Here is a 16,026-nt window from a genome sequence, read left to right as displayed (position 1 = left end):
CGTGCGCGCCGTGCGCACCTCTGAACGGAACCCCATGCACACCCCCGCGCTGGACCCCCGTAGGTGGATCGTCCTGGCGATCCTCTCCGGCAGCCTCCTGCTCATCTCCATGGACACCACGATCCTCAACGTGGCCTTCCCCTCGCTCGTCGGCGACCTGCGGCCCGGCGCCGTGCAGCAGCTGTGGATCATCGACGTCTACGCGCTCGCCCTGTCCGGACTGCTGGTCACCGCGGGTGCGCTCGGTGACCGCTGGGGGCGCAAGCGGCTCCTCATGGCGGGCTTCGGCATCTTCTCCCTGGCCTCGCTCATAGCCGTGTTCTCCACCGAGGCCTGGCACGTGATCGCGGCCCGCGCCCTGCTCGGCATCGGCGGCGCGGCCATCATGCCCTCCACCGTGTCGATCCTGCGGACCGTCTTCACCGACGCCAAGGAGCGGGCCTTCGCACTCGCCGTCTGGGCGGCCGTCTTCGGCGGCGGCATGGCCTTCGGACCCGTCGTCGGCGGGCTCCTGGTCCAGGACTACGGCTGGCACTCCGCCTTCCTCCTCAACCTGCCCGTCGCCGCCGTCCTCGTCGCGGCCGGTCTGCGCTACCTGCCCGAATCGCGTTCCCCGCGCGGCACCGGCCGCTGGGACTGGTGGGGCGTCGGCCAGTCCGTCGTCGGCATGCTCGCCCTCGCCGGCGGTATCAAGCAGCTCGGCAAGAGCGGCATCGCCGACCCGATGCCCTGGGCCCTGCTCCTGCTCGCCGCCGCCCTGCTGACCGTCTTCGTACGCAGGCAGCTGCGCCTGGACAACCCGCTGCTCCAGGTGCGGCTGTTCACCAAGCCCGCCTTCAGCGTCGCGGCCACCGCGATCTTCCTGCCCATGGTGGGGATGGGCGCGATCCTGTTCCTGGTCACCCAGTGGTTCCAGTACGGCGAGGGCTACACCCCGCTGGAGGCCGGGGTGCGCCTGCTGCCGGCCCCGCTCGCGCTGATCGCCGCCTCGATGGTGGCCCCCTCGCTGATGCAGCGCTTCGCGATCCGCCACGTGCTCGGCGCCGGGCTGGTCGTCCTGGCCGTCGGCATGGCCCTGCCCTGGACCTTCCAGCAGTTCACCGACCTCGGCTACCCGGCCTTCGCGGCCGCCCTCACCGTGATGGGTCTGGGCGCCGGCCTCGCCACCACCGTGGCCTCGGTGACGCTGGTCTCCGCCGCGCCCGTGGCCGAGGTCTCCAGCGCCGCCGCCATCGAGGAAACCTGCTACGAACTCGGCTCGGCCATGGGCGTCGCCGTCCTCGGCTCCACCGCCGCCGTCCTCTACCGGGGCAACCTGCCCGCCCTGGACCTGGACGGCCCGAGCTCCGCAGCCGTCCGGGACTCCGTCGGCGAGGCCGCGCACACCGCCGAACGCCTCGGCGGCGCCGTCGGTCAGGCCCTGCTCGACACGGCCTCGCACGCCTACACCCTGGCGATCACTCCGGCGTTCCTGCTGGCCGCCGTACTCGCGGTCGCTGCGGCGGCCACGACCTGGACGCTCATTCCGCGGGACCTGCGGCCGACCGAGAACCACTGACCCGGGCGGGCCGCGGCGCGGGCGCGGCCGGGGCCGGCCCCAGGGTGGTGGTGCCGGGCGCCGCCCGGTGGCCGAGGCCCGTGCGGTACGCGTCCATGGCCGCCTCGACCCGGCCCGTACGCCGCAGCAGATCGCCCAGCAGCCGGCACAGGTCCGCGAGATCACCCGTCGCCCCACTGCGCTCCAGCAGTGCCAGCGCCTGTACGTAGTGCTCCTCGGCGGACTCCGACTCGCCGCGCTCCTCGGCCATCAGGCCGAGGAGCCGGTGCGCTCCGCCCGCGTGCACGGCGCCGTGACTGTCACCCAGCTCCAGCAGCGCCGACAGCAGCCCGGCGGCCTCCTCGTACCGCCCGAGCTGGCGCAGTACGTCGGCCAGCTCGACCTCCACCTGCGCCGTGTAGAGCCCGGCACGGCGGGCCGACAGCATGTCCCGGGCGATCCGCAGCTCCCGCTCCGCCGCAGCGAGTTCGCCGTTCTGCGCCTGTACGTAGCCGCGCATCCAGTGGCAGTGCGCGAGGTCGGTCCGAAGCCGCAACTGCCCGTATATCTCCTGCGCCTTGGCCAGTGAGGCGTCGGCCTCGGCCACGCGCCCCCCGGCGAGGAAGGTTCGAGCCACCTGCCGGTGCATGCCGGCCACCAGCGCCGGGTCGCTGACCTGCGGAGCCAGCGCGAGCGCGAGCTCGGCGGCGCGGGCGGCCCGGGCGTGGGCGCCCATGTCGAGGTACGGCCCGATGATCGCGGCGTTGAGCAGCACCAGCGCCTCGGGATCGGCCAGCCCGCTCGCGCCCAGCTCGTCGATGGTGGCCTCGAGCAGGTAGCAGGCGTAGCGCAGCTCTCCCGCGAGCAGGTGCGCCACCGCGCGGCCGCGGATCGGCCGGGCCCGGCGGGGGAGCGGCTCGTCGGCCAGGAGGCGCTCGGCCGCCTCGAAGTGGGCGATCGCGTCCGGCAGTTCCCCGGACTCCAGCGCGCACTCGCCGAGTCCGAGCCGCGCCTCCGCTTGCTCCCGGACCAGCCCGAGCTGCTCGGCCTCGGTGAGCAGCCGCCGGTAGCGCACCGCGGCCTCGTCGGCGGCGCCCGTGGCGAGCGTCTGCTGGGCGTCGGTGAGGGCGAGGCGCAGCTCGGTCGCCAGATGGGCGGGGCGGCCGGTGGTCAGTTCCTCGTACGAGGTGCCCAGGCGTGCGGCGAGGAAGCGCAGGGCGGTCTCGGAGGGCCGGACCTTGCCCGACTCCAGCGTGGAAATATAGGCCGAGGTGTAGGAGGGCTCGGCCAACTGTCGCTGGGTCAAACCGAGTTCACCGCGCATGCGCTGAACCCTGCGACCGATGCGGGCCGGTTCGTCCATGAAATCCCCCTTGTTGCTCGAACTCCCCAGTATTCAGGGGGAGCAGGCATTGCGCACCTCCCGTGCGCCACCTAGTTTAAGCAGCCGATTCACTGGACTTAACAACCTGCTTAACTTCCGTTCCCCGGGGAGGACTTCATGGATCCAGTCAGACGTTCCGCGAGACGAGCGGCGCTGCGCGGAGCCGTCGCGGCGATCTGCGCCACCGCCGCGCTGGTGGCCGCCGGTCCCGTGGGCGCGGCCGACGCCGCCGGCGCCGCGACCGGGTCCCGGGTGGAGGTGGAGATACCGGGGCCGGAACACGGCGGTGACGCCGGATCGGGCCACGCCCGCGTACCGGCCGCGGGCAGCCCCGCGAAGTCCGCAGGCCGGCTCTCACCGGCCGAGCGGGCGGCCGACGGCGAGGTCACCAAGATGATCGACAACGGCTCCACCGCCGACCGCCTCGACGTCGTGGTCATCGGGGACGGGTACACCGCCGCCGAGCTGGGCCGCTTCCACACCGACGCCGAGCAGAAGTGGGCCGAGGTGAGCGCCGTCGAGCCCTACACCACGTACCGGAACCTCTTCAACGTCTGGACGGTCGACGCGGTCTCGCACGACTCCGGAGTCTCCGGCGACCCCGACCCGGCCACCGTGCGCGACACCGCGCTCGGCTCGTACTTCTGGTGTGAGAACATCGAGCGGCTGCTCTGCGTCGACCAGCCCAAGGTCGACGCCTACGTGGCGAAGGCGCCCGCCGCGGACCTCGTCATCGTCCTGTCCAACAGCGCCAAGTACGGCGGCGCCGGCTACAACGAGCCCAGTGCCACCCTCGGGTACGAGGGCATATCGACGGCCTCCGCGGGCCACCCGAAGTCCGGCCAGGTCGCCATCCACGAGACCGGCCACTCCCTCGGCAAGCTCGCCGACGAATACTTCTACCCCGGCGTTCCGGAATACGAGAAGTACGCCGGACCCGAGCCCGCGGAATCCAACAGCTCGGCCCTGCCCGCCGAACGCATGGCCGCCCGGCGGGCCAAGTGGTACCGCTGGCTCGGCGAGGAATCCCCCGACGGCGGCACGGTCGGCGCGTACGAGGGCGGCAACTACTTCGTGACGGGGCTGTACCGGCCCACCGACAACTCGCTCATGCGGGTTCTCGGCAAGCCCTTCAACCTGCCCGGCGTCGAGTCGATGATCGCCGGCTTCTACCAGCACGCTCGGATCGCCACCCCGCTCACCCCGACCGAGCGCACCCTGCGGCTGCGTCACACGGCGAAGGTGTCCGTACCGAGACTGGCCGGCGCGGACGGCCGCCAACTCGCGGTCCGCTGGTACCTGGACGGCCGGGAGCTGAAGCGCTTCCAGGGCCGCACCGAGGTCTCGGTGGCGGAGCTGTGGCTCTTCGACCTCCGCACGCACCGCCTGTCGGTCACGGCCGAGGACCGCACCCCGTCGGTGCGCGACCCCAAGGTCATCCGCACCCTGCGCTCCACGGTCGACTGGAACGTCCGGCTCTAGACCGTCTCCGGCCCGGGGGTCACGTCCCGATCGGGGGCGGCTGTGGTGGACCGGCCGCCGGTAACCGCACGCCGCACGCCGGGCATCGCACACCGGCCGGTGGCCGGGGCGAGGGGGATCGCTGCGGCCACCGGCCGGTGCGGGTGGGGTGGGGGAGAAGAGGCGTACGGGCTACATGGGGTCCATGCCCCGGTCGTCCATACGGCCCTCCTGCTCGCTCTGCTCCTGGAGGCGGCGGGCCTTCTCCTTCAGCCGACGGCGCTCCTCCGGGTCGGTCGAACGCTCGGCCGCGGCGTTGAGTTCCTGGGCCTTGGCGCGCATCTGCTGGGACCGGCCGCGGGACTCGCCTGAAACGCTCATGTTCGCTCCTTGGATCTGTGGGAGAGCGGGCGGATTCAGCGAACCAGGACTGCCGTGCGCCCGCATCTCGAAGCGTCACCGAGTGTGAACCGCGCCGACGCGGACGCCGCCTGGGCCTGGGCCGGGTCCGGTCAGTCGGGGTCCGTCCCGAGGGACGTGGTCAGGGTGAACAGGGCCCCGTCCGGGTCGCGGAGCGTCACCCACCGCTCCGTCGCGTTCGAGGTGACGTCCGAGACGGGCCGCCCGCCCAGCGAGACGGCGGCCTCCACCGCCGGCTGGAGCTTCGGCACGCGGAAGTGGACGTGCCAGCGGGGCCTGGTGTGCGGGGAGTACGCGGCCATCTCCACAGGCCCGCTGTTCAGGCGGGCGACGGGCTCGCCGTCCTGCCGCAGCACGACCTGGTCCTCCTCGTACGAGACCTCGCAGCATCCGGCGCGGCCGGTGGCCCACTCCAGCACCGCGCCGTAGAAGATCGCTGCGTCGAAGGCGTTCCTGGTGCGCAGTTCCAGCCAAGCGGGCGAGGGGCCCCTGCCCACCCGCCAGCCCGCCTCCACATTGCCCTCCCAGATCCCGAAGACGGCGCCGTCCGGATCGGCGACGAGCGCGGCGCGGCCGCCGGACTCGAAGGAGACCGGTCCGACCGCGATCGTGCCGGTCCGCTCCCGGATCCGGTCCACCGCCACATCGGCGTCGTCGACGGCGAAGTATGGGGTCCACGCCGCGGCGACCCCCAGGTCCGCTGCCAGCGCCCCGATGCCGGCGACCGGCACCCGGCCCTGGAACGCCGCCGAGAACGCCTCGCCCAGGCGCGTCGGGCGGAATCTCCAGCCCACGACCGCACCGTAGAAATGCTGGGCGGTGCCGAGGTCGCGCGTCATCAGGCTCACCCAGCACGGGGCCCCGAAGACGTCCCTCGTCGAAATCTCCACCGTTCGCTCCGTCTCTGGTGACCCCTCGCTGCCCCTCTCATTCTGGTGCTTCTCGGGACGATCCTCGCGACCCACGGCGGCGAATGCGCACAGAAAGTGTCCGAGAATCACGCTCCGTGGTGATCCCCTCCAGGTGGTGCGCGGCGATAGCCTCGGTCCCGGACGCGCCCGCAGCCCCGGAAGGCAGGTCTCCCATGGCCGGATCCCAGATTCCCGTGATCGACCTCGGGCCGTGGCGCTCCGGCGGACCCGAAGCCCGCACCCGTACGGCCGCCCGTGTCGACGAGGCCCTGAGCGCGGCCGGTTTCCTGCTGGTGACCGGGCACGGTGTCGACCCCGCGCTGCCCGCGCGGATCAGGGAGGCGGCGGGCCGGTTCTTCCGGCTGCCCGCGAGCGCGAAGGCTCCGTACGCCGTCCCGGTCGGCGGCCGCGGCTGGCTCGGGCCCGGGGCGGAGGCCAACAGCTACGCGGAGGGGGCGGCCTCCCCGCCCGACCTCAAGGAATCCTGGTCCTTCGCGGCCGAGGACCCCACGGGGATCCCCTCCGTGGACGCCGAATGGTTCGTGCCCAACGTGTGGCCCGCCGAAGTGCCGGGGCTCCGGCCGCTGGTGACGGAGTACCTGGGCCTGATGCGGTGCCTCTCCGACGAGCTGCTGGAGCTCCTGGCCTGCGCCCTGGGCCTCGCCGAGGACCACTTCACCCGCCACACCTCGCACCCCACCTGGGGGTTCAACCTCAACTGGTACCCGGGCACCGAGGTCGTCGGCCCGCCCCTGCCCGGCCAGTTCCGCATCGGGGCCCATACGGACTTCGGCACCGTCACGGTCCTAGACCGGCAGCTGGGGGCGGGCGGGCTCCAGATCCACACCGACGCCGACGGCTGGCAGGACGCGCCCTACGACCCCGCGGCGCTCACCGTCAACATCGGCGACCTGATGGCCCTCTGGACCGGCGACCGCTGGCGCGCGGGGCGCCACCGCGTACTGCCCCCGCCCGCCGACACCCCTGCCGAGGAACTGATCTCCCTCGTCTACTTCTACGAATGCGACCCGCACACCCGGGTGGAGTCACTGCCCGCCCCGGTCGGCCGGGTGGTGCACGACCCCGTCGACTCGCACACCTACCTGCGGGGCCAACTCGACGCGATCAGTGTGGCTACGCCTCAGGCGTGACCTGGCGCCCTCGCCTGCGTCCAGGGGCTGATGGCCGGGATCCCCCGCTGAGCTGACGCTCCGCCAGAACCACACGCATAACGTGATGTTCATGACCTTCATCACGTTCATCACGTGCCGCAGAACCGCCGCCGCTCTGACCCTGACCGCGTTCCTCCTGCCGCTTCCGCCCGCCGCCGCCGGCACCTCGGTCGCCGCGGACACGTCCGCCACTTCCGTGACCTATGCGCCCGCGGCGGCCGGGGCCGAGAGCCGCCGTACAAGGGTGGAACTCCCGTACCCCACCGGCCGGTTCGCCGTCGGCCGGGAGGACCTGCACATGGTGGACCGCAGCCGCACCGACCCCTGGGCCGGATCCGGGCCGCGCGAGCTGATGGTCACCATGCGCTACCCGGCGCGCCACGATGGCGGCCGCACCGCCCGCTACCTCACCCCCGAGGAGGCCCGGCTGCTGCTGGTCGACCGCGGACTGGAGCAGGTGATCCCGGTCGAGACCCTGACCGGCACCCGCACCCACGGCCGGACGGACGTCCCGCCGGTCGCAGGCCGCCACCCCCTGATCGTCCTCTCCCCGGGCTTCACCGCCCACCGGGCCAGTCTCACCTCCCTCGCCGAGGACCTGGCCTCCCGCGGCTACGTCGTCGCCTCGGTGGACCACGCGTACGAGAGCGTGGGGACCGCCTTCCAAGGCGGGCGCGTGCTCACCTGCCTGGCCTGCGAGAAGGTCCGGGACGAGGCGGGTTACCGGACCCTCAGTGACACCCGCGCCCGTGACGTGTCCTTCCTCCTGGACCGCCTCACCGGACGCGATCCCGTATGGCGCCACGCCGGACTCATCGACAAGGGCCGCATCGCGATGGCCGGGCACTCCATCGGCGGCGCCTCGACCGCGGCCGCGATGGCGGCCGACCGCAGAATCCGGGCCGGGATCAACATGGACGGCGGATTCTCCACGCCGGTCCCCGCGGCCGGACTCGGCGGGCGCCCCTTCATGCTGCTCGGCGCGCAGCAGCGCGGCCCCGGCGGCAACGCGAGCTGGGACCGCGACTGGCCGCTGCTCGACGGCTGGAAGCGCTGGATCACCTTCGCCGACTCCGGCCACTTCACCTTCACCGACTTCCCGGCGATCGGCGAGCAGCTCGGCCTGCCCGACGCCGAGGCCCCGCTGCCCGGCGGCCGCTCCGTCGAACTGACCCGCCGCTACGTCGCCGCCTTCTTCGACCAGCACCTGGGAGGCCGCCCGCAGCCCGTGCTCGACGGCCCGTCCCCGGACGCGCCGGAGGTCGCCTTCCACACCCCGTGAGCGAACACCGAGGCCCGGCCCGGGCCTCAGCCCGGGCCCGGCAACGGCCCCGGTCAGACCACGGTCACCGGGTGGCGGACCACCGCGTCGAAGAGGTAGCCCTGCGTGTTGTGGACCGACCGATCGGGCTGCGTCCGCCCGGTCGCGTCGGTCGCCCGCGCCAACAGCGAGGTCGTACCCGTGGCCCGCGGTGTCCACGGCACCGACCAGCGCACCCAGCCGCCCCGGCGCGGGGTGTCGTGCAGGACGGCCCGCCGCCAGTGCCCGCCGCCGTCCGTGCTGACGTCGATCCGGGTGACCGGCGCCGCCGCCGACCAGGAACGGCCGGTCAGCAGCCGGGTCCGGTGCACGGGAAGGGTGGCCCCCAGCTCCAGCTCGAAGGCGCTCTTGAGGGTCTGCCGGGTCAGCGGTTCACTGCCCTGCGCCGGGTGCTCGGGCCCGAACAGCCGGTACATGTCGGTGTTCCACGGCGAGTACAGCGGCTCGTCGCTCACCTCGATGTCCCCGACCCACTTGATCGAGGAGATGCCGACCCAGTCCGGTACGACGAGGCGCACCGGCCCGCCGTGGTCCGCAGGCAGCGGCTGCCCGTTCATCTCGTAGGCCAGCAGTACGTCGTCCAGCGCCTTCGAGACCGGCAGCGGGCGCCGCACCCGGCCCAGGTTCACCCCGTTCGCGACCACCTCGTCGTCCAGGCCGCTCGGCAGTACGTCCACGGCCCCGCGGGCCACGCCCGCCAGGCGCAGTACGTCCGACAGCCGCGCACCGCGCCAGCGCGCGACGCCGATCGCGCCCAGGGTCCAGGCGGTGCCGGCGACCGGCTGGCCCTGCTGGGTGGTGTAGAAGCTCCGGCCGTTACCCGCGCACTCGATGAACAGCGTCCGCTCCACCGGGCGCAGAGCGCGCAGCCGCTCGTACGACAGCTCCAGTGGGCCGCCCGCGAGCCCGTCGCCCCACACCTTCAGCCGCCATGTGCGGGCGTCGATCCGCGGGGTGGAAGTGTGGTTGCGCACGAAGAACCGGTCGATCGGGGTGAGCGGGCCCGTGCCGCGCAGGGCGGCGAAGTTCGTCTCCGCGTTCGTACCGCGGAGAGTGAACAGCTCGGGCGGCAGCGCCTTGACGGTGCGGGGCACCGGCACCGGATCGGCGAGGGGCACGACCGGCGCTCCCGGCGCCGCCGCGGCCGTGCGGGCGTCCGCGGTCACGCCCAACGATCCGGCGGCGGCCCCCACCGCGAACAGCCTCAGCAGATCACGGCGGTCCACCCCGGCGGAGCGGGCGCGGCCCCGCGCCCACTGCCGCAGGCGCGTGCGGTCGTACCGGCTCTCGTCCGACAGATCGAAGGGCATGGCAGGAGCACTCCTTGGTCGCGGTTCCCACGGACCGTAGAGGTCCGCGGCGAGCCGCGGGAACCTTCCCGCCGTGCCTGCCATGAACCCGCAGCATCACCGCAACGGCCGATTACCGCTGGTCGGCGGATTTTCGGCAGGATGAGGGCATGACCGAGATCCGTACCCCCCGACTCCTCCTCCGCCGCTGGACCGACGACGACCTCGTCCCCCTGTCGGAGATCAACGCCGACCCGGAGGTGATGCGCTGGATCGGCGAGGGCGACACCCTCGACCTGGACCGGACCGCCGAGGTCATCGAGCGCTGGGAGGAGGAGTGGGACGAGGAGGGCTTCGGCATCTTCGCCGTCGAGCTCCTGGGCTCCGGCGAGCTCATCGGCGCCGTCGGCCTCTCGATTCCCGAGCACCTGCCCGAGGCCCTGCCGGCCGCCGAGATCACATGGCGCCTCGGCCGCCAGTACTGGGGCCAGGGCTACGCCTCCGAGGCAGCCCAGGCCACCTTGGAGTTCGCGCTCCAGGACCGGGGCCTGGACCGGGTCGTCGCCATCAACCGGGCGGGCAACGAGGACTCCGAGAACGTGATCCGCAAGCTCGGCATGGTGCTGGAGCGCGACACCACGGACCCGCGCCACGGGCACCTCCTGCAGATCCACGGCATCGACCTCACGGAGTACGAGGCCTGATCCGCGCGGCCGCATCAACCGATCGGTCGACTGCGGGGTCCACCGGACCGCCCGCGCGCTCCGCCCACCGGTCGGACGCGCCGGGGGCCGCCGCGAGGCGAGCATGGACGGGGGAGCGGGAGGGCGTACCGGGCCCGCCCCGCCCGGAGCCGAGAGGGACGCCGACACCATGAACGCGCACGACCGACTCCTCCTCGACGCGGCCCGCCGCGGCGACACGGCGGCCGTGGGCGCGGCGCTCGCCGCCGGGGCCGCCGTGGAGGCCCGCGACGAGCAAGCCGGCCGTACCGGCCCGCGCGCAGTGCTCGTCGCTCCAGTCCAGTGGAACCGGACGCCCCAACAGCCTGGCCAGCGTGGACCGCACGCACGCCAGCCCGGCCGCCGAGGCCCGGGCCGGGACATCGGGGGAATCGCTCTTCCGGCCGGTGGAGGTCGCGAGCGGCGCTCAGAGGTTGCCGAGGTCCGAACTGACCCACCGTTGCGGCCGCATGCGGATGACGATCTGCTCCCCGTGTTCCTTCCAGGCGAAGTCGACGTAGCCCTCGACCTTGTCCGTCGGCAGGTACCGGGTCGAGAGCTCCACCAGCTGCTCGCGCTTGGCCGCAACGGTCGAGATGACCGGTCCCTCGACCGACACGTACCGGATCGTCGGGTCCAGGCGGTCCACCATCAGGGTGAACCGGCCCGCGGCCCGGATCAGACAGAGGTCGGGACGGTCGAGGAGGTCGTGGGCGGCGTTGACGGTGAACGGCACCGTCGACACGTGGAGCGTGGGCTCGCCGTCGAGGCTGGGGACGCGGGTGACGGACAGCCCGGGTCCGGGGACGCCGTAGGGGAGGTGATCCCCGCGGACCATCGCCCGGCGGTCGCGGAGTGTGGCTACGGCGGCAGCCAGTACCTGGCCTGCGGTGGCTTCAGGTGTTCCGAGGTACAGGTGGACGTCGATGCCGTGGGCGCCGAGGACCTGGAGCTCGGTGAGGGGGCCGGTTGCTGTGTCCGCGACGCCGACTCGGTTCAGGAGTGCGGTACTTCGGTACAGGCCGGCGAGTTCCTTGCCCTGCCAGGGCCCTGACTCGACCTCCATCGAACCCGGCATGAAGGGGCGGATCCAGTCGGTGCGGAGGGTCATGGTGCCGGCCGACACGAGCACGCGATGGCGAAGGTCGGGAACTACGACCAGCCGTCCCAGCACTGGTCCACGTCCGGATTTGGGCGCTTGACGCTCTGCGGCCTCAGCCTGGTGGTGCTCCTCGGGAGCAAGGCCCTTTCAGGCTTGCACTTCTGCGTCCGTCGGGGCTTGCGGTTGCGCCGCTTCCGCGGCGGTTTCCCAGGGAGGGGGCGTCCGCGACTCCGTCCATGCGGCCAGGTCGTCGCCGTCGACGCAGACGATGCCGCAGGCAGCGGCGTACTCCTGGGCCGGAGCCGTGAAGGAGCTGGTGGTCACCACCACCGCCACATCGGCCTCGTGGACGGCGAAACAGGTGCCGCCGAAGCGTTGCAGGTCCTGCGAGCCGACCCGGTGGGCTTCGCCGTAGTGCTTGCACTGGACGACGACGCGCAGGCCGTCAGCTGTCATGGCGATCACATCGGCACCCAAGTCCCCTGCCCCGCCCACGACTTCCACCTGGAGGCAGCCGTCCCGGGCGCACAACGCTGCGATCGCGTGCTCGAAGCCGTCGGCGTCCACCGCCGCGTGGTCCAGGGCGTCGGGCCCCACCTCGGGCACGTCGGTCGGATCGGCCACGGGCTGGGCAGCGGCAGACGGCACGAGGAGGGCCGTCGCAGCGAGCGGATCTGCGGTCGGCGGGTACGCGGTCGCTACGTAAGCGGTCCCCGGGTACGCGGGTACGCGGCGCCGGACGGGTGCCATGCTCCACCGGGCCAACGCCACCCCGGTCGCCAGGACGATCACTGTGAGGATCGGCATCACTGGTATGCCGCCGCCCACCCCCGCCTGCGCCGTCGTCCGCACGAACACGGCCAGTCCGCCCAGGCAGATGCCCACGAGCCCGACCGCCAGCATGACGTCCCGCCCCACGGACCCGGCACCCTCGCCTGCGCCGTCCCGACGGCCTCCTGATATCGCCATCCAGGACCCCTCCCTCACTCATTCGCCGGGTGGACCCCGTACGCACTCTCGTCTGATCACGAATCGCGGATCCAAACGGCCCACGTCGGCGTGGGGCGTGCCATCCGGCCCGCGGGGGAGCGTCCGACGGGGGGCCGCGGGGCCGACGCGGCGCCGTGGCGGAGCCACGGCGCTCCGGAAAAGGGGCACGGCGATACGGCCAGGCCTGGGGCCGCCGCTTCACCCTGTCCCGCAGCGCCAGCGCACGGCGAACGGAGGGCTCTCCGCCCGCCGGCCGGGCGACGCATCGCAGAGCGGGCTCGCGTGAGGCGGCAGGCCGGCGCCAGCTCGGTCCCTCAGGCCGGTGACCAGCCGCATTGGCGTGCCGCCCGCCCGCCCTCACCTCCGGTCGGCGAATCGCCTCGAGGGCCTCGAGCACCCGGGCCCGTGTCGTATCGCCACCCAGGTGACCGGCATCAGAGACAACGGTCAGCTCCGCATCGGGCCATGCGCGGGCGAGTTCCCACGCGGTGTCGAGCGGTCCGCCCATGTCCAGCCTGCCGTGGATCAGCACCCCCGGGACACCGGCCAGGCGATGCGCATCGCGCAGCAGCGCGCCTTCCTCCAGCCACGCGCCATGAGAGAAGTAGTGCGAGCAGATCCGCACCAGGGCCAGCTGCGCGGCCGCAGGGCGGTCGCCGTACGGATCGGAGGCGCCGTTCGTCTCCCCGGACAGCACCGCGTCCTCCCACCGGCACCAGTCGGCGGTGGCCTTCTCCCGTACCGTGGCGTCCGGATGGTCCGCGAGGCGCGCGTACGCCGCGACGATGTCGCCCTCTCGCGGTGTGCCCGGGGCTCCGGCGAGGAAGCGTTCCCACTCCTCGGGGAAGTACCGGCCGACCCCCCCCGGTAGAGCCAGTCGATCTCGGAGCGCCGGGTGGTGGTGACGGCGGCGATGACGATCTCCGACACACGTTCCGGGTGCGTATCGGCGTAGGCCAAGATCAACGTGGAGCCCCATGAGCCGCCGTACAGGAGCCAGCGGTCGATGCCCAGGTGCTCCCGCAGCCGCTCCATATCGGCGATCAGGTGGTGGGTGGTGTTGTGCCGCAAATCGGTCGTGGGATCGCTCGCGTGCGGTGTGCTGCGGCCGCAGCCGCGCTGGTCGAACAGGACCACCCGGTACCGGTCCGGGTCGAAGTACTGGCGCGCCTCGGCCCCGCAGCCCGATCCCGGACCGCCGTGAACGACGAGCGCCGGCTTGCCGTCCGGGTTGCCGCAGGCCTCCCAGTACACGAGGTTGCCGTCGCCGACATCGAGCATCCCCTTCTCGTACGGCTCGATCGGCGGGTACGGCTCGACCATGTCCAGACCTCCCGAGAACCGGATGCAACAACACAAGGCTGCGGCATGGGCTGAGGCGATACCAGGGCCCCTGCGTACGGGCGTGGTCACCAGCCGCGGCTGGTCTCCTCGCCGCCGGTGACCTCGACGAGGAAGGCCTCCCGGGTTGCCCCGTACTGGGCAACGGCCCCACGGTATCCGGCTCGCGGAATGTGCCCGCGGAGGGCTGCCGCCGACGTGAGTGTGCCCAGGCTCCCCGACAGCGACGGGCGGGTCAGGTCCGGGAAGGTGGCGACGAGGTGGGCGCAGTCGAGCTCGGTGATCCCGTGGACGGTGAGGTGTTCGACGCCCGCCCGCAGGGCGCCGCGGGTCGTTAAGGTTCGGCCGACCCTCGGCTGTGCACGTCAGCGCGCACGGGGCGGTCCGGTCCTCGCGGGCGCCGCTGTCCCAGAACCGCTGCCGGTGACCTGCGAGGCGGTCCAGGCGCCGAGCGCCTCGGGCACCGCGACGACATCGCCGATGGCGACCGGCCTCGATGGTCGGTCTCGTCCCCTGCCCGGATGCTGGCGGCGTGCGTCTGACCGGCTGCGTCCGACCCCGCTGCGTTCGAGGGCCGGCACGTGGTCCTCCGCCGCTCCGCCTGGGCGCACAAAGTGGGCCCCACGACATCTCTGCAGCACGGGCCTCAGGCCGGAGGCACCTCCCCGCTGATGCCGGGCGGGCCAACCGCAGTTGTTGTTGCGACCGCGCCGATGTGAGGCGTGCGCGGGCCGGGCACAGTGGCAGGTGGGGATCCGGCCGTCCGTCGGCAGGAATGCGTCGAGAGGGTGGTGGGCTCGTGGAACGGGACTGGTGGACGGTGGAGTTCGGGGACGTGCACGCGGGCGCGGCAGGCGTCCTGATCGGCGGCATCGAGCCGGGTCCGGTGTACTTCGACGTCGGGAGCGGCCCGAACGTGCCCTCGACGACGCACTGGACGGCCTACGACGGCCGCTCGCGCCGCCCCCGCGCCGAGGCGCTCAGGGCGGTGTGCGCGTGCGGCTGGCGAGGCGCCGCGGAGTACCCGCTGGACTGGGCGGCGATCGGCGACCAGCCGCTGTACGAGACGGACGTCGACCTCGCCGGCCCGCTCGCGGACTGGACCGCACACCTGTCCGTCGTCCGCGACAAGGCCGTGCCCCTCCCCGAGCCCTTGGCCGCGCTCCTGGTCGAGATCGCCGCGCACCTGAACACCACGGCCGCGGACACACCGTTGGCCGCGCTGCGCGCCGCCGGCGTGCTGGAGCGGATCACGGCCCGGGTCGGCCGGGCAGCAGCCGGGATGCTGGACCCCGATGTGTCCGCCGCGACGGTGGCCACCGCGCTGGGCACCATCCGCTCCAAGGCCCTGGTCGTACTCCTGACCGCCCAGGACCGGTAACGGCATCGCAGCACAACATCCGCCCTGTTGGGTTCCAGGTATGGCGGGGCGATCCGGAGTCGAGACCACGTACCTCGGGATGCCACCGTCCATCCCGCCGGTGCTTGGGAGGTGGGGGATTCGCCCGACGCGGTCTCGGATGGGGGCCAGGCCGCAGGGGGTATACGCGATTCCTACTTCAACGCTGAACGAGGATCGATGCACCAATGCTTGGTCTTCAGGACTCGGTCTGCGAAGTTCACGTCCCGCTCTTCAAGAAATCGGAATCCCAGGGAACGACAGATGCCGTTCGAAGGAGCATTCGCTGTCGCGGGGAACGCGTGCACGAGCCCCCACCGGCCGTCGTCCCGGGCAAGCTCCAGCAGTGCCTGCACCGCCCGCTTGCCCACCCCATGTCCCTGGAACTCCGGCAGTATCATCCAGCCGATCTCGGTCATCTCCTCGCCGTCTTCCGCGTGAGACCAAAGAGTCACGGTTCCCGCCACCGCAGTGGGATCCTCATCGAGAACGATCATCTTGATCCACTGAGTGCCCGACTCCGCACTTCGAACATCGCGACGAACCTTCTCCTCCATGCCTTTACGGGGAAGTGGCCCACCGAGATCGCTCATCATGGCCGGGTCGCACCGCATGCGTACGTACGCATCGACATCGCCGAGTTGGACATCGCGCAGTTGCATCCGTACTCCTCTGTCGGCTCTCCGCTTACTGTGCCTCGATCATCCTCGACGTACGGCGGGAGCATTCCAGCAGTCCGACACCCTGACCGAGAAGGTCGTGGACCTTGCGCCGTCGGTCGCGGGTGGTCTGCTCGTGGACCCCGCCGGGACGGGGCGGGTTGACGGTGGCCCAGCAGGGGGCGTGGGCCCGCACTTCGACCAGGACCGTGTCGCATGGATTGTTGATGGGTCGGGCCGGGGCGCCCTGCCGGGATTACTCCCGGTGGGTTTCCCCGCCCCGCCCTCCGAACCCGGCGTGCGGCTCTCACCGCACCG

12 protein-coding genes and 3 pseudogenes are annotated in these 16,026 nt (G+C 72.4%); 6 read left to right on the top strand and 9 right to left on the bottom strand.

Annotated features, from left to right (window positions below; all coding sequences use genetic code 11):
* Positions 1-34: 34 nt before the first annotated feature.
* Entirely contained in the window at positions 35-1,558 is a 1,524-nt protein-coding gene (locus tag ACIQZO_RS03265) for an MFS transporter (RefSeq protein WP_403619308.1), read from the top strand.
* Here ACIQZO_RS03265 and ACIQZO_RS03260 read toward each other — a convergent pair.
* Positions 1,521-2,900, bottom strand: coding sequence for a tetratricopeptide repeat protein (locus ACIQZO_RS03260; RefSeq protein ID WP_403619305.1), 1,380 nt, complete (start codon positions 2,898-2,900; stop codon positions 1,521-1,523). The genes ACIQZO_RS03265 and ACIQZO_RS03260 overlap by 38 nt on opposite strands.
* 138 nt (positions 2,901-3,038) lie before the next feature.
* Between ACIQZO_RS03260 and ACIQZO_RS03255 the strand changes: the two genes are divergently transcribed.
* A complete protein-coding gene (locus tag ACIQZO_RS03255) occupies positions 3,039-4,403 on the top strand; it encodes a M64 family metallopeptidase (protein ID WP_403619302.1) in 1,365 nt (454 codons plus the stop codon).
* Between the two features lie 171 nt (positions 4,404-4,574).
* Here ACIQZO_RS03255 and ACIQZO_RS03250 read toward each other — a convergent pair whose 3' ends face one another.
* Together ACIQZO_RS03250 and ACIQZO_RS03245 are read right to left on the bottom strand one after the other, a co-directional pair.
* Positions 4,575-4,763, bottom strand: a complete 189-nt coding sequence (locus tag ACIQZO_RS03250; protein WP_189965219.1) for a DUF6381 family protein — start codon at positions 4,761-4,763, stop codon at positions 4,575-4,577.
* Between the two features lie 131 nt (positions 4,764-4,894).
* On the bottom strand, positions 4,895-5,641 hold the full coding sequence (locus tag ACIQZO_RS03245; protein ID WP_403620860.1) for a VOC family protein: 747 nt from the start codon (positions 5,639-5,641) through the stop codon (positions 4,895-4,897).
* Between the two features lie 245 nt (positions 5,642-5,886).
* Between ACIQZO_RS03245 and ACIQZO_RS03240 the strand changes: the two genes are divergently transcribed.
* Positions 5,887-6,864: an isopenicillin N synthase family dioxygenase gene (locus tag ACIQZO_RS03240; protein WP_403619297.1), complete on the top strand. Its 978-nt coding sequence runs from the start codon at positions 5,887-5,889 to the stop codon at positions 6,862-6,864.
* A gap of 91 nt (positions 6,865-6,955) precedes the next feature.
* Positions 6,956-8,167 carry an alpha/beta hydrolase family protein gene (locus ACIQZO_RS03235; RefSeq protein WP_403619294.1) on the top strand — a complete coding sequence of 404 codons (1,212 nt, stop codon included), beginning with the start codon at positions 6,956-6,958 and terminating at the stop codon, positions 8,165-8,167.
* 53 nt (positions 8,168-8,220) lie between these two features.
* Here the strand turns inward: ACIQZO_RS03235 and ACIQZO_RS03230 are convergent, their stop codons facing one another.
* On the bottom strand, positions 8,221-9,516 hold the full coding sequence (locus ACIQZO_RS03230) for a sulfite oxidase (RefSeq protein WP_403619291.1): 1,296 nt from the start codon (positions 9,514-9,516) through the stop codon (positions 8,221-8,223).
* 149 nt (positions 9,517-9,665) lie between these two features.
* On the opposite strand from ACIQZO_RS03230, the gene ACIQZO_RS03225 reads away from it, so the two are divergent.
* Complete coding sequence (locus tag ACIQZO_RS03225; protein WP_403619288.1) at positions 9,666-10,199, top strand: GNAT family N-acetyltransferase; 534 nt, start codon at positions 9,666-9,668, stop codon at positions 10,197-10,199.
* Positions 10,200-10,644: 445 nt separating this feature from the next.
* On the opposite strand, the pseudogene ACIQZO_RS03220 reads toward ACIQZO_RS03225, so the two are convergent.
* The 3 genes and pseudogenes from ACIQZO_RS03220 to pip form a co-directional block, all read right to left on the bottom strand.
* Positions 10,645-10,899: pseudogene (locus tag ACIQZO_RS03220) on the bottom strand (pyridoxamine 5'-phosphate oxidase family protein); the annotation flags it as partial.
* Between the two features lie 567 nt (positions 10,900-11,466).
* Positions 11,467-12,237 carry a restriction endonuclease gene (locus tag ACIQZO_RS03215; RefSeq protein ID WP_403619285.1) on the bottom strand — a complete coding sequence of 257 codons (771 nt, stop codon included), beginning with the start codon at positions 12,235-12,237 and terminating at the stop codon, positions 11,467-11,469.
* A 439-nt stretch (positions 12,238-12,676) separates the two neighbouring features.
* Positions 12,677-13,632 (bottom strand): annotated as a pseudogene (gene pip, locus ACIQZO_RS03210) (prolyl aminopeptidase); the annotation flags it as partial.
* A gap of 817 nt (positions 13,633-14,449) precedes the next feature.
* Between pip and ACIQZO_RS03205 the strand changes: the two are divergent.
* Complete coding sequence (locus ACIQZO_RS03205) at positions 14,450-15,031, top strand: hypothetical protein (protein ID WP_403619282.1); 582 nt, start codon at positions 14,450-14,452, stop codon at positions 15,029-15,031.
* A 173-nt stretch (positions 15,032-15,204) separates the two neighbouring features.
* Here the strand turns inward: ACIQZO_RS03205 and ACIQZO_RS03200 are convergent, their stop codons facing one another.
* Both ACIQZO_RS03200 and ACIQZO_RS03195 read right to left on the bottom strand, forming a co-directional pair.
* A complete protein-coding gene (locus tag ACIQZO_RS03200) occupies positions 15,205-15,711 on the bottom strand; it encodes a GNAT family N-acetyltransferase (protein ID WP_403619279.1) in 507 nt (168 codons plus the stop codon).
* Between the two features lie 52 nt (positions 15,712-15,763).
* Positions 15,764-15,931, bottom strand: a pseudogene (locus ACIQZO_RS03195) (ISL3 family transposase); the annotation flags it as partial.
* Positions 15,932-16,026 lie beyond the last annotated feature (95 nt).

This window comes from Streptomyces sp. NPDC097617 (assembly GCF_044761485.1).
GTDB lineage: Bacteria > Actinomycetota > Actinomycetes > Streptomycetales > Streptomycetaceae > Streptomyces.
This window is presented reverse-complemented; position numbering and strand designations above follow the sequence as displayed.

What these genes read in the sequence shown, in the direction of transcription:
- ACIQZO_RS03240 (WP_403619297.1), top strand. Translation starts at nt 5,887, where the DNA reads ATGGCCGGATCCCAGATTCCCGTGATCGACCTCGGGCCGTGGCGCTCC.
- ACIQZO_RS03225 (WP_403619288.1), top strand. Translation starts at nt 9,666, where the DNA reads ATGACCGAGATCCGTACCCCCCGACTCCTCCTCCGCCGCTGGACCGAC.
- ACIQZO_RS03245 (WP_403620860.1), bottom strand. Translation starts at nt 5,641, where the DNA reads ATGACGCGCGACCTCGGCACCGCCCAGCATTTCTACGGTGCGGTCGTG.
- ACIQZO_RS03235 (WP_403619294.1), top strand. Translation starts at nt 6,956, where the DNA reads ATGACCTTCATCACGTTCATCACGTGCCGCAGAACCGCCGCCGCTCTG.
- ACIQZO_RS03200 (WP_403619279.1), bottom strand. Translation starts at nt 15,711, where the DNA reads ATGCAACTGCGCGATGTCCAACTCGGCGATGTCGATGCGTACGTACGC.
- ACIQZO_RS03230 (WP_403619291.1), bottom strand. Translation starts at nt 9,516, where the DNA reads ATGCCCTTCGATCTGTCGGACGAGAGCCGGTACGACCGCACGCGCCTG.
- ACIQZO_RS03250 (WP_189965219.1), bottom strand. Translation starts at nt 4,763, where the DNA reads ATGAGCGTTTCAGGCGAGTCCCGCGGCCGGTCCCAGCAGATGCGCGCC.
- ACIQZO_RS03265 (WP_403619308.1), top strand. Translation starts at nt 35, where the DNA reads ATGCACACCCCCGCGCTGGACCCCCGTAGGTGGATCGTCCTGGCGATC.
- ACIQZO_RS03260 (WP_403619305.1), bottom strand. Translation starts at nt 2,900, where the DNA reads ATGGACGAACCGGCCCGCATCGGTCGCAGGGTTCAGCGCATGCGCGGT.
- ACIQZO_RS03255 (WP_403619302.1), top strand. Translation starts at nt 3,039, where the DNA reads ATGGATCCAGTCAGACGTTCCGCGAGACGAGCGGCGCTGCGCGGAGCC.